This is a genomic window from Roseburia intestinalis L1-82 (assembly GCF_900537995.1).
Taxonomy (GTDB): domain Bacteria; phylum Bacillota; class Clostridia; order Lachnospirales; family Lachnospiraceae; genus Roseburia; species Roseburia intestinalis.
Window position 1 is genome coordinate 1,714,287 of record NZ_LR027880.1, and the last position, 13,178, is coordinate 1,727,464.

At 44.7% G+C, this 13,178-nt stretch carries 12 protein-coding genes; all 12 read left to right on the forward strand.

Going from position 1 to position 13,178, the window contains the following annotated elements:
• The first annotated feature begins 57 nt into the window (after positions 1 to 57).
• The 12 genes from RIL182_RS08005 (at position 58) to RIL182_RS08065 (ending at position 13,172) form a co-directional block, all read left to right on the forward strand.
• Positions 58 to 1,431 carry a glycoside-pentoside-hexuronide (GPH):cation symporter gene (locus RIL182_RS08005; protein WP_006855977.1) on the forward strand — a complete coding sequence of 458 codons (1,374 nt, stop codon included), beginning with the start codon at positions 58 to 60 and terminating at the stop codon, positions 1,429 to 1,431.
• Complete coding sequence (locus RIL182_RS08010) at positions 1,428 to 3,836, forward strand: alpha-galactosidase (protein ID WP_006855976.1); 2,409 nt, start codon at positions 1,428 to 1,430, stop codon at positions 3,834 to 3,836. The genes RIL182_RS08005 and RIL182_RS08010 overlap by 4 nt, the downstream gene beginning before the upstream one ends.
• Before the next feature lie 230 nt (positions 3,837 to 4,066).
• Positions 4,067 to 4,744, forward strand: a complete 678-nt coding sequence (gene yqeC, locus RIL182_RS08020; protein ID WP_022113260.1) for a selenium cofactor biosynthesis protein YqeC — start codon at positions 4,067 to 4,069, stop codon at positions 4,742 to 4,744.
• 261 nt (positions 4,745 to 5,005) lie between these two features.
• On the forward strand, positions 5,006 to 5,281 hold the full coding sequence (locus RIL182_RS08025; RefSeq protein WP_243128745.1) for a hypothetical protein: 276 nt from the start codon (positions 5,006 to 5,008) through the stop codon (positions 5,279 to 5,281).
• 69 nt (positions 5,282 to 5,350) lie between these two features.
• Entirely contained in the window at positions 5,351 to 6,772 is a 1,422-nt protein-coding gene (gene trpE, locus RIL182_RS08030; RefSeq protein ID WP_006855973.1) for an anthranilate synthase component I, read from the forward strand.
• On the forward strand, positions 6,769 to 7,338 hold the full coding sequence (locus RIL182_RS08035; protein ID WP_006855972.1) for an anthranilate synthase component II: 570 nt from the start codon (positions 6,769 to 6,771) through the stop codon (positions 7,336 to 7,338). Before trpE ends, RIL182_RS08035 begins: the two co-directional genes overlap by 4 nt.
• A 9-nt stretch (positions 7,339 to 7,347) precedes the next feature.
• Complete coding sequence (gene trpC, locus RIL182_RS08040) at positions 7,348 to 8,118, forward strand: indole-3-glycerol phosphate synthase TrpC (protein ID WP_015560745.1); 771 nt, start codon at positions 7,348 to 7,350, stop codon at positions 8,116 to 8,118.
• The gene (locus tag RIL182_RS08045; RefSeq protein WP_006856211.1) at positions 8,106 to 8,801 is read left to right on the forward strand and encodes a phosphoribosylanthranilate isomerase; all 696 of its coding nucleotides are present in this window, start codon (positions 8,106 to 8,108) and stop codon (positions 8,799 to 8,801) included. The genes trpC and RIL182_RS08045 overlap by 13 nt, the downstream gene beginning before the upstream one ends.
• A 104-nt stretch (positions 8,802 to 8,905) precedes the next feature.
• Entirely contained in the window at positions 8,906 to 10,117 is a 1,212-nt protein-coding gene (gene trpB, locus RIL182_RS08050; protein WP_006856210.1) for a tryptophan synthase subunit beta, read from the forward strand.
• Between the two features lie 66 nt (positions 10,118 to 10,183).
• Positions 10,184 to 10,972 carry a tryptophan synthase subunit alpha gene (trpA, locus tag RIL182_RS08055; RefSeq protein ID WP_006856209.1) on the forward strand — a complete coding sequence of 263 codons (789 nt, stop codon included), beginning with the start codon at positions 10,184 to 10,186 and terminating at the stop codon, positions 10,970 to 10,972.
• 118 nt (positions 10,973 to 11,090) lie between these two features.
• On the forward strand, positions 11,091 to 12,101 hold the full coding sequence (trpD, locus tag RIL182_RS08060; protein ID WP_044998689.1) for an anthranilate phosphoribosyltransferase: 1,011 nt from the start codon (positions 11,091 to 11,093) through the stop codon (positions 12,099 to 12,101).
• Between the two features lie 33 nt (positions 12,102 to 12,134).
• Positions 12,135 to 13,172 carry a threonine aldolase family protein gene (locus RIL182_RS08065; RefSeq protein ID WP_172606707.1) on the forward strand — a complete coding sequence of 346 codons (1,038 nt, stop codon included), beginning with the start codon at positions 12,135 to 12,137 and terminating at the stop codon, positions 13,170 to 13,172.
• Positions 13,173 to 13,178 lie beyond the last annotated feature (6 nt).

Sequence of the window (13,178 nt, forward strand, 5' to 3'; positions counted from 1 at the left end):
AAAAATCCTCTGCTCGCCAGAGGACTCGCATTTTCCTTCGGAAAACAAGGAGGATTTATGAAATTAACAGGAAAAGAGAAAGTCTCATACGGACTTGGGGCGGTCGGAAAAGATATGGTTTATATGTTTTCGGCAAGTTATGTTTTATATTATTATCAGGATATTTTAGGAGTCAGCGCGATCGCAATGGGAATCATTCTGATGGCGGCGCGTGTGTTTGATGCATTTAACGATCCGATCATGGGTGTGGTCGTTGCAAAGACGCGCACAAAATGGGGCAAATTCCGCCCGTGGCTGTTTATCGGGACACTGACAAATGCAGTGATTTTGTATCTGATGTTTGCGGCACCGCCAAAACTCGACGGAAACGGACTGGTGGCATATGCGGCAGTGACTTACATTTTGTGGGGTGTTACCTATACCATGATGGATATCCCATACTGGTCGATGATCCCGGCTTTTACGGAGGGCGGAAAAGAGAGAGAAGGACTTTCCACACTCGCGCGCTCCTGCGCCGGAGTCGGTTCTGCGATCGTGACGATCATCACAATGAAATGTGTCTATATGTTAGGGCAGGGAAATGAGCGAGTCGGTTTCAAATGGTTTGCGCTGGTGGTTGCAATTCTGTTTTTTGTATTTATTTTAATCACCTGTTTAAATATCAAAGAAAAATCTACCGTGGATGTGGAGGCACCTTCGGTTGGACAGATGTTCCGTTCCCTGTTACAGAACGATCAGGCGATGACGGTCGTTGTGACAATCGTTTTGATCAACTGCTCGATTTACATTACATCCAATCTCGTCATTTACTTTTTCAAGTATGACTTTGGCGGTGATAGCTGGTACAATGCCTATACCTTATTTAATACGTTTGGTGGAGCAATGCAGATTCTTGCCATGATGCTGTTTTTCCCGATCCTGCGCAAATTTCTGGGAACGATCCAGGTGTTTTATACCAGTTTTGTGATGGCGATTTTAGGATATGCGGTTCTTCTGATTTTAATGTTTGTCAATATGTCAAACCTGTATCTGCTGTTTGTTCCTGCATTTTTTATCTTTTCAGCAAATGGAATGTTATCCGTTCTCACAACGGTATTCCTTGCGAATACGGTCGATTACGGAGAGTGGAAGAATCACAGAAGGGATGAGAGCGTGATCTTTTCCATGCAGACTTTCGTTGTAAAACTTGCTTCCGGTGTGGCTGCGCTTGTGGCATCGATCTGCCTGACCGTCTGCAATTTAAGCCAGAATACGGACGGGGCAGCAGTTGCGGCAGCGGGAAGTTCGGTCGCAGGACTGCGCCTGACCATGACAGTATTCCCGATCGCAGGACTGCTTGTTGCGGTATTTTATTTCCGCAAAAAATATATTTTAAGTGAGCAGAAAGTGGAAGAAATCGCAAAAGAGATCAAGGAGATGAAAAAAGCATGATCACAGTCGAAAACCAGTTATTTTCCCTGCATACCAGACATACTTCTTATCTGTTCCGTGTCATGGAAACCGGACATTTGGAGCACTTATATTATGGAAGAAAAATTCATCCAGCCATAGACGGATTGATGGAACAGCATGCATTTGCGCCGGGTAATACCAATATTTATGACAGTGAACATCTGCAGTTTTCCTTAGAGGACGCATGTCTTGAGATGTCCTCTTTCGGGAAAGGCGATATCAGGGAGCCTTTTGTGGAACTGACACTTTCCGATGGAAGCGAAACGTCTGATTTCCTGTTTGAAAAATTTGAACAGGGAACCGGAAAGGAAGAATTTGAGACACTTCCGGGATCGTATGATGAGTCCGGTGAGGTGGAGTGGCTTGGTGTGACACTGCGCGATAAAAACAGCGGAGTCATATTAGAACTCCATTATTATGTCTATGAGGACTGTGATGTGATCACAAGGAGCGCAAAACTCATCAATGAGAGCGGGGATGTGGTAAAGTTAAACCGCCTGATGAGCCTGCAGCTTGATTTAGAACCGTCCGACTATGTGTTTACAACATTTCACGGGGCTTGGGCACGTGAAATGGGGCGCACGGACGTACGGCTGGTGCCGGGAAAATATGTAAACGCCTCTTACACGGGAACGTCGTCGAGCCGTGACAATCCGTTTGTGATGCTTGGAAAAGAACATACCACGGAGGATGCGGGGGAATGTTTTGGATTTAATCTGATCTACAGCGGCAATCACTATGAGGCGGCGGAGGTCGGCAGTTTTGGAAAAGTAAGAATCGTATCCGGGATCAATCCGCAGTCGTTCTGTTTTACACTTGAGTCAGGGGAGAGTTTTGAGGCGCCGGAGGCGGTAATGACCTACGCATCAGACGGATATAATGCCATGAGCCAGAATATGCACCGTTTTGTGCGGGAGCACATTGTGAGGGGAACCTGGAAGAAAAAGGAGCGCCCGGTGCTCTTAAACAGCTGGGAGGCAGCCTATTTTGACATTAATGAAAGAAAACTGCTCTCACTTGCAAAAGCGGGAAAAGAGGCGGGCATTGAGCTTTTCGTCATGGATGACGGCTGGTTTGCAAAACGTGATAATGACACGAGATCGTTAGGAGACTGGCAGCCAAATCCAAAGAAACTGCCGGGCGGTTTAAAGGGGATTGCAGATAAGATCAGGGCGATTGGCATGGATTTTGGAATCTGGGTGGAGCCTGAGATGGTCAATGTGGACAGTGATCTCTACCGCAGCCATCCGGACTGGGTGATCGAGATTCCGGGAAAGGCGCACTCGGAAGGGCGCAATCAGAGGATCCTTGATCTGACCAGAAAGGACGTGCAGGATCATATCATTGAGGAGATGGGCAGAGTATTTTCCTCCGCGGACATTTCCTATGTAAAATGGGATATGAACCGCACATTTTCGGATTATTTTTCACAGAGTATCCGTCCTGAAAGGCAGGGGGAGGTGGCACACCGGTATGTGATGGGACTTTACCGCTGCATGAGGGAGCTGACAAAGAGATTCCCGGACATCCTGTTTGAGGGCTGTGCTGCGGGTGGAAACCGTTTTGACCTTGGTATGCTCTGTTATTTCCCACAGATCTGGGCGAGCGATGATACAGATGCGCTCTGCCGTGCCGAGATCCAGACCGGGTACAGCTACGGCTACCCGATGTCCGTGATAAGCGCACATGTCTCCGGCTGCCCAAATCATCAGACACTGCGCACGACACCGCTTGAAACACGTTTTGCGGTAGCGGCGTTTGGACTGCTCGGATATGAGTGCAATTTCTGTGATCTGAAAAAAGAAGAGTCAGAAGCCATCAAAGCGCAGATCATTCTTTACAAAAAATGGCGCAGTGTGCTGCAACAGGGAATTTTTTACCGTGGCAGGAGTTTTACAGGGAACGGCAGAGGAAATGCGTTTGGAAAAAACAGTGTCCTCTGGAATGATGACAGCAATGTGACGGAATGGACGTGCGTCTCGCCGGATCAGTCGAAGGCGGTCGGCTTCGTCATGCAAAAGCTTGTCGTGCCAAACACGCAGTTCGGGTACTATAAACCACAGGGACTCTGTGAGGAAAAGAAGTATCATTTTTATAACCGTTCTTTAAAATATAATGTCAAAGAGTTCGGGGATCTGGTTAACACCGTATCACCGATCCATATCAGACAGGACTCCATTGCGCACAATCTGGTTGCAAAGTTTGTGAAAATGGACGGGGAAAAGGAGAATATTACGGCATACGGGGATACCCTGATGTATGGCGGCGTGAAGTTGAAACAGGCATTTTCCGGCAATGGATATAATGAGAATGTGAGATATTTTCAGGATTTCGGGGCGCGGATGTATTTTATGGAAGAGGCTTTCGAAGATCATACTCTATGATTTTGGTTCGTCGATCTTAAGGAGCATCGGGGACAGTGAGCACCCGCTTTACAGCCTGATCGCTGCGGTATGTAAGAGAGTGCACGAATTCTGGGTGCTGATGATAATTTACCCGATTTCGTGGGTTGTGACGGGAATTGCGATGATGATCGCGTATACGTTGCTGCGGAGAAAGATTTTGGCAAAAAGTGGTGTAAATCAGCTTGAATAAAAAAATATAAGGGGAAAAAATGTCTTATATCATATCCTACGTCGGAGCCGGCGGAAAGACCAGCAGCATTTATCAGGATGCTGCAGCGTTTGTAAACGAGGGGAAAAAAGTCATGATCACAACTACAACGCATATGTATGTGCCAAAAGACCGGGTGTTCATTGATGGCAGGGAGAAAAGTTGTGAGAAGCTGCGAGAGGAAGTAGCCGGGATTTTGAAAAAAAACGGGATCTGTGTGTGTGGCACAATTTTAAGTGATAATAAAAAAACAGAGATTTATGCGGTTGGAAAATGTGCCGGAAACGATGCTGTTGAAGAACAGCAGAAGATGGAACCGGAGAAGTTTAAAACTTTAAGCATTAAACAGCTTACAGCAGTATGCAAAGAGGCAGATGTTGTCCTGATCGAGGCGGACGGCGCTGCACATAAGGCGGCAAAAGCGCCGGAAGCATGGGAGCCGGCGGTGTATGCACAGAGCAATAAAGTTGTGATCGTCATGGGACTTCACGCAGTCGGAGGAAGTGTGGATGAAGTGTGCCACAGACCAGAGTGCGTAAAGGAAGCATTAGACTGCGACGGAGCGCATCTTTTGACGCGTACGGATTTGGATGTACTGATGGCGGTCTATGAAAAAAAGATCGGACAGCAGTTTCCGGGGATGGAGACGGAGCGGAGATATTTTATAAAAAGTTCTTGACACTACCGCTTTACCATGCTAAAATCGAAACAACTTAAAAAACAAAGAAACGTTAAATCGTTGAGCAAAGAGAGTACTTCATAGGATATCTCACAGAGAGTCCGTGGCTGGTGGAAACGGACAGATGAATATGAAAGGAATGGGTTTGCGAGAGCAAAGCGAACAGCGTACCAGATGGTATGGTCAGTAGCGGATGCCGTGTCCTCACGTTACAGAGGTAAGATATCGGACAGTAAAGAAAGATAGCTGTTTGTGTGTCGGATGAGGTCAGACATGATTGGTGGCGGATATTTCCAGTTTTTGGAAATATCCGTTTTTTTCATTCATAGGAAATTACGTCCTATGAATGAAAAAGCCCTCCGGGCGGGATGCGCACCTTGCGGAGATGAAGTTTGCTGTAAACAGCACCGCTCGGGCACGAAAGAGTCGCAAGCGACTCTTTGTCCTACATGGAATCATAATGTCTGGCGAAACAGGGTGGCACCGCGTGAAAACGCCCCTGACTGGAAAAAAATTCCGGTCAGGGGCGTTTTTTAACAATAAAATTCGCGCAGAGTGTGAACTTTATTGTTTTGATAACATGGTTTTGCAACAGGTGATTCGAGAATGGAGATTGGGATGAAAAGAATTTACAGAGTTTACAAAAAGACAGTCAGTATTGTAAATGAGACAGCAACCGGGATGTACCGGAATCTGGTGGGAAAGAAAAAAGGATTTTTGTTAGAGAGTTATGACAAGAATTATGACCGCTATACATTTTTCGGCGTAGAACCGGAAGAGATCATTTCCTCGAAGGGACAGTCACTGGTGATTACAAAAAAAGATGGTACCGAGGATGTAAGGGAGGGAAATCCGCTTACATTATTAAAAGAATATTATAACGAATTTGAAATCCGGAAGGACAATGAGGAACTGAATTTTTCGGGAGGTCTTGTGGGAAGTGTTGGTTATGACTTCGTGAGATACAGTGAGGTGCTGCCGGAAGAAAACCCGGATGAGATCGGGATTGAGACGGTTCAGCTTATGCTGATGAAAGAATTCATTGTGGTTGATCATGTGGCAGAAACACTGACCGCGGTGATCTTAGAATCCGATGATGAGACAGGAAAAGAAACGGCAGCGAAAAAAGCAGCAGAATTGATCAAAACTGCCATGCAGGAACAGAAAGAATCAGAAGTAAGACTGTTTCCGGATGGAGTGATCACGAAAAAGTCAGATACTTTAGAGGAATACAGTGAAAAGGTAAATAAGATCAAACAGTATATCCGCGACGGGCATATTTTCCAGACCGTATTATCACAGCGCTGGACGATCGCGACGGGACAGGATGGATTTGATCTGTACTGCGAACTCCGTGAGCTAAACCCATCTCCATATCTTTATTATTTTAATTTTGGAGATTTTGAAGTGATTGGAAGTTCCCCGGAGATGCTGGTCAAACAACAGGGGAATAGGGTATTTACCTGCCCGATCGCCGGAACAAGACCAAGGGGAAAGACAAAGGAAGAAGATGACAGACTGCACAGGGAATTGCTTGCCGATGAAAAAGAACGTGCCGAACATGTCATGTTAGTTGATCTGGCCCGCAATGATATGGGACGCATCACAGAGTTTGGTACGGTAAAAGTTACAGACTTTATGAGCGTAAAAAATTATTCACATGTCATGCATATCGTCTCGATGGTCGAGGGACGCAAGAAAGGCAGTTTTCACCCGTTTGATCTGCTGGCATCCTTCCTCCCGGCAGGAACTTTGAGCGGAGCACCAAAGATCAGGGCGATGGAGATTATCGAAGAACTGGAGAGTGTGAGAAGAGGCCTTTACGGTGGTGCAACCGGATATGTGGATTTTTCCGGCGATATGGATTTCTGTATCACGATCCGTACGATGATCAAAAAAGGAAAAAACGTTTATTTACAGGCAGGAGCCGGAATCGTTGCAGATTCTGTTCCGGAAAATGAATACAAAGAATGTTGTAACAAGGTCATGGCTCTGGCAAAAACCCTTGTGGAGGAGGAAAACTTATGATATTGCTGATCGATAACTACGATTCATTTACATTTAATCTGTACCAATATATTGGAACTTTTACGCAGGATATAAAGGTTGTCCGCAATGATAAGATTACGATCGGGGAGATAAGAGAGTTACATCCGGATAAAATTGTTCTTTCCCCAGGACCGAAAAGTCCGAAGGAAGCAGGAATCTGTATGGATGTGGTAAAGGAATTTTACAGAGAGATTCCAATCCTTGGCATCTGCCTTGGACATCAGTGTATCGGTGAGGCATTTGGGGGAACCGTGACATACGCAAAAGCATTGTTCCATGGAAAACAGTCAGAGATCACACATACCGGAACCGGAATTTTCGCAGGAATTACCTCACCGGTCAAGGTGGCAAGATATCACTCGCTGGCAGTGCAGATGGATGATCTGCCGGAATGTCTGACGGTTATGGCACAGACCAAAGACGGAGAGATCATGGCAATGCAGCATAAAGAATATCCGGTGATCGGTTTACAGTTTCATCCGGAATCTATCTATACAGAACATGGAAAACGAATGGTGGAAAATTTTATCAATGGAATCAATTAGGAGGTAGTTATGATACTCGATGTCATTGTAGAGGATAAAAAGAAGCGTCTGCCGGAACATAAAAAGAATATCAGTGAAATAAAAATGCGTGAACTGGCAGAGAAGTATGAAGGCAAAAAACACGGTTTTTATCAGGCATTAAGTAAAAGTGGTATTTCCATTATCGGAGAATTTAAAAATGCTTCCCCAAGTCTTGGGAAAATTAAAAGTAAAATAAATTTATTGGACAGAATTGATGAATACAACGAATCGGTAGACGCAATTTCCTGCCTGACCGAGGAAGATCATTTTGATGGAAATGTGGACTATCTGAAAAAGATAAGGACGATCACGGAGCTCCCAATCTTAAGAAAAGATTTTATGATCGATCCCTACCAGTTTTATGAGGCAAAGGCGATTGGGGCAGATGCAGTACTTTTGATCGCAGCAATTTTAGATGATGCACAGATGAAAGATTTTTATCAGTTATCGAAAGAATTAGAGCTGGATGCACTGGTGGAAGTACACGATGAGAAAGAACTGGAGCGGGCAATGAAGATCGATGCAGATATCATTGGAGTCAACAACCGCAACCTCAAAGATTTTACAATCAGTCTCGATACGACGGTACAGCTTTCGAAACTGGTACCAGAAGACAAAGTTTTGGTTGCGGAGAGTGGTATCTTACAGGATGCGGATGTGGAACTTTTAAAGGAATGTGGTGTGGATGCATTCCTGATCGGCAGGGCACTGATGGAAGCGGAGCATCCGAAGGAGGTTGCAAAGAGGTGGAAAGCATAAAACAGAAAGTTCCACAGATCAAAATCTGTGGGATCACGCAGGATGAGGAAATACAATGGCTGAATGAAGCGGATGTTTCCTATGCAGGATTTGTTTTATATGAAAAAAGCTGCCGTTACATTCCAATCAGTAAAACACAAGAATTGTTTGAAAAATTAAATGACAGTATAAAAAAGGTAGCTGTCGCAGTAAGCCCGGATGTGACGATGGTAAAACAAGTTATGGATGCGGGGTTTGATATCCTGCAGGTGCATGGCAATCTGACAGAGGAAGTCCTCGCAGTGACAGAGATCCCGGTCTGGCAGGCAGTCAATCTTACGGATGCGAATATATTTGAGGAACTAGTGAGGGAATATAGAGATTTATCCATAGATGAAAAAATCACGGCACTTCTCATGGATGCCAAAGAGTTTGGAAGCGGAAAAACCTTTGGATGGGATGCATATGAGAGAGACGAGGGCAAAGAAATGCTAAGGCAGTTACGACAGATACTTGAGAAAGAACAAATCCAGTTTGTACTTGCAGGAGGTCTTACCCCGGATAACGTCAGCCGGGGGATAGATATTTTTTCACCGGATATCGTGGATGTCAGTTCGGGTGTGGAAAAAGAACCTGGACAGGGAACCGGAAAAGACAGGGAAAAAATACAGAAATTTGTGCGGAACATGCATTCTATTGTTTAGACGGCGGAAAATCAGAAATATAACAGTATTTCGTTATAGAAAGTGATAAATAAAGTAAAAGAGATATAAGTTAATTTTAAATTTAAGAAAGGAACACGAAAATTATGAACCAGAAAGCATATTACGGAGAATTTGGAGGACAGTATGTAGCGGAATCTCTGATGAATACATTAGAGGAATTAGACAAAGCATTTGAGGAGGCAATCCATGATCCGGAATTTATGGAGCAGTACCATTACTATTTAAAACAGTATGTGGGACGCGAGACACCTCTTTACTTTGCGGAACGTCTCAGTGAAAAGTATGGCACAAAGATTTATTTAAAACGTGAGGATTTAAACCATACCGGAGCACATAAGATCAATAATGTAATTGGTCAGATCCTCCTTGCAAAGCGTATGGGAAAAAAGAAAGTTATTGCGGAGACCGGTGCCGGACAGCACGGCGTGGCAACTGCGACAGGTGCAGCTTTGTTTGATATGGAATGTACCGTTTACATGGGCGAGGAAGATATCAGGCGACAGGCACTGAATGTTATGAGAATGGAGATGTTAGGGGCAAAAGTCGTAAGTGTCCGTTCCGGCAGTAATACATTAAAGGATGCCACCAACGAGGCAATCCGTACCTGGGCAAAGACAGCGGAGGATACCTTTTATATCATAGGTTCTGCGGTAGGTCCATATCCTTATCCAAAGATGGTCAGGGAATTTCAGAGCGTGATCAGCAGAGAAGCAAAAAAACAGTTCTTAGAAGTGGAACACAGGCTGCCGGCTGCCGTGATGGCATGCGTGGGCGGCGGCTCGAACTCCATTGGAATGTTTGCAGATTTTATAGAGGAACCTTCGGTAAAACTGATCGGCGTTGAGGCGGCCGGAAAGGGAATCGAGACAGGTGAGCATGCGTCGGCGATGGCACTTGGTGAGCCGGGAGTCTTACATGGCATGCGTTCCTATCTGCTGCAGGATGAAGATGGAAATGTAAAACTGGCACACTCTATTTCCGCAGGACTGGATTATCCGGGGGTCGGACCGGAGCACGCCTATCTCAGAGACAGCGGAAGAGCCACATATGTTTCCGTGACCGATACAGAGGCAATGGATGCGCTGATGGAACTCTGTAAATTAGAAGGAATCATTCCTGCGATTGAGAGTGCACATGCAGTAGCTTATGCGAGCAAATATGCGAAAGAACTTACCGAAAAACTTGGTGCAGCGGAAGCAAAGGATAAGACAATGATCATCTGTCTGTCAGGACGTGGAGATAAGGATGTCAATACGATTGCGGATTATCTGGCAGGAAAAGGCTACCTGAACTGATTCAGAAAAAATAAATTAAAATAATATAAACATGATTTAATAAACGAAAAGAAGGGAAAGACAGATATGAATCGTATTGAAGCAAAAATGAAAGCCTTACAGGAAAAAGGCGAAAAAGCATTTATCACTTATATTACAGCAGGACTTCCGGATCTTGAGGGAACAAAGAAACTGCTGAAGGCGCAGGAGGAGGCCGGACTTGACGTTGTGGAACTTGGAATCCCGTTTTCTGATCCTGTTGCAGATGGTCCGGTCATTCAGGATGCATCCTACAAAGCAATCTGTAACGGCATCAATTTAAAAAAAGTATTTGTGACAGTAGAGGAGCTGAGAAAAGAAGGTTCAGAGCTTCCAATCGTCTTTATGATGTATTACAACACCATACTTCATTATGGGGTAGAGGCATTTGTGAAAAAATGTAACGAGGTCGGTGTGGATGGTCTTATTATCCCGGATCTGCCGCTTGAGGAACAGGAAGAAATCGCAAAATACTTAAATCAGGATGAAACAACTATTCTGATTCAGCTTGTTTCACCAGTTTCCGGTGACCGTATTCCAAAGATATTAGATGGCGCAAAAGGGTTTGTATACTGCGTATCTTCTATGGGTGTAACCGGGCAGGGAGCAGATTTCCACAAAGAAGTTTTAAGTTATCTGAAGAGCGTGAAGGCTGTCGCAAAGATTCCGGTCATGATGGGATTTGGTATCCGCACAGCGGAGGATGTAAAACCGATGAAAGATACGATCGACGGTGCAATCGTGGGAAGCCATTTCATCCGTCTGATGGAAGAAAATGATTACAGCACAAAAGTGGCAGCAGAGTATTGCAGTACATTTAAGAAAGAATTAAATTAACTTTAAATAAAAATAGGGAGGAAAATCATACACAGCATGCTGGGCATTGCTCCTGCAAGAGGCAAATGCTATAAAAAACATAGCATGCATTTTGCTCCGCAAAACAGGGAGGATTATCATGAAAGAATACATAGCAAAAGCAGTAGATGGAAAAAATTTAACACAGGAAGAAGCAAAAAAAGCAATGGAGATCATGTTAAGCGGAGAGGCAACGCAGGCACAGATCGCAGCATTTTTAACGGCAATGCGCATGAAAGGAGAAACGTTAGAGGAACTCATCGGTCTGGCATCGGTGCTGCGCGATAAGGCGGAGACAATCACACCGAAATCTGAAAACTATGTGGATCTGGTCGGAACCGGTGGAGACTGTACCTATACATTTAATATTTCAACCACATCTGCGTTTGTGGTCGCAGCGGCAGGACTTCCGGTTGCAAAGCATGGCAACCGTTCCATCTCCTCAAAATCCGGTGCGGGTGATGTGTTAGAGGCGCTTGGAGTCAACATTATGGCAGAACCGGCACTGGTACAGAAATGTGTTGATGAGACCGGAATAGGTTTTATGTTTGCACAGCTTTTCAATAAATCCATGAAATACGTTGGCCAGGTGAGAAAAGAGCTGGGAATCCGTACGGTATTTAACATCTTAGGACCTCTTGCAAATCCGTCCCGTGCAAAAAATATGGTCGTTGGTGTATACAGTCCGGCATTGACGGAGAAAATAGCAAAAGCTATGGGCAGACTTGGCGTGGAGCGCGGATTTGTCATCAGTGGAAATGATAATATGGATGAATTTACGTTAAGCGGAACGACCACAGTATCAGAGATTGATGGGGAAAATGTAAAAACCTATGAGGTAACACCGGAGCAGTTTGGATTAAAGAGAGCTTCCTTAGAGGAATTGCGCGGTGGAGACGGTGCACAGAATGCCGAGATAACGAAGGCAATTTTAAGTGGAAAAGAAACAGGAGCAAAACGTGAGATTGTTCTTTTGAATGCCGGAGCAACTCTTTATATCGGAGGGGTTGCAGAATCCATAGAATCTGGTGTAAAATTAGCGGCAGAAACCATCGACTCCGGAAAAGCAATGAAAAAACTTGAGGAATTAGTCAGAGTTTCAAATTCATAGAAAAGCACGAAAAGTGCAGGAATGGAGAAAACAATGATACGATTTAACAGCGATTATACGGAAGGATGCCATCCGGCAATTTTAAAAAGACTCGAAGAGACAAACATGGAACAGACAGCGGGATATGGAGAGGATGAATATTGCAGGGAGGCGGCAGATCGGATAAAAGCTGTCTGCGAAGCACCGGATGCCAATGTACATTTTCTGGTTGGGGGAACACAGACCAATGTCACAGTGATCGCATCTGCATTAAGACCCTATCAGGGAGCCATCACGGCGACGACCGGACATATCAATGTGCACGAGACCGGAGCACTTGAGGCGTGCGGATATAAATGCCTGACGATCGATACGCCGGATGGAAAGCTGACGGCAGAGCAGGTTGAAAAATATACAAAAGCACATTTTGCAGATGAGAGTTTTGAACATATGGTACAGCCGAAACTCGTGTATATTTCCAATCCGACGGAACTTGGAACCATCTATAAAAAGGCAGAACTTGAGGCGTTATACCGGGTTTGCAGGGAAAACGATCTGTATCTGTTTTTAGACGGAGCGAGACTTGGATACGGACTTGCATGCCGGGAAAATGATCTGACGATGGCAGATATTGCTGCGAATACGGATGTTTTTTATATCGGAGGAACCAAGGTAGGTGCTTTGTTTGGTGAGGCAGTCGTGATCACCAATCCTGAACTGAAAAAAGATTTCCGTTATAGCATCAAGCAGCGTGGCGGTATGCTGGCAAAAGGAAGATTGTTAGGAATTCAGTTTCTGACTTTATTTGAGGAGAACCGTTATTTTGAAATATCAGCACATGCAGCACGACTTGCAGAAAAATTAAAAGATGAATTAACAAAAATGAACATTTCGTTCTATATCAATTCCCCGACAAACCAGCAGTTCCCGATTTTGCCGGATGATGTATTAGACAAGCTGCGGGAAAAATACAGCTTTGCATATCAGGCAAGGGTGGATGAAACACACAGTGCAGTGCGTTTCTGTACCTGCTGGGCAACAAAAGAAGAAAATGTTGAAGCACTTCTTGCAGACATAAGAGCAATCATATAGAAATGG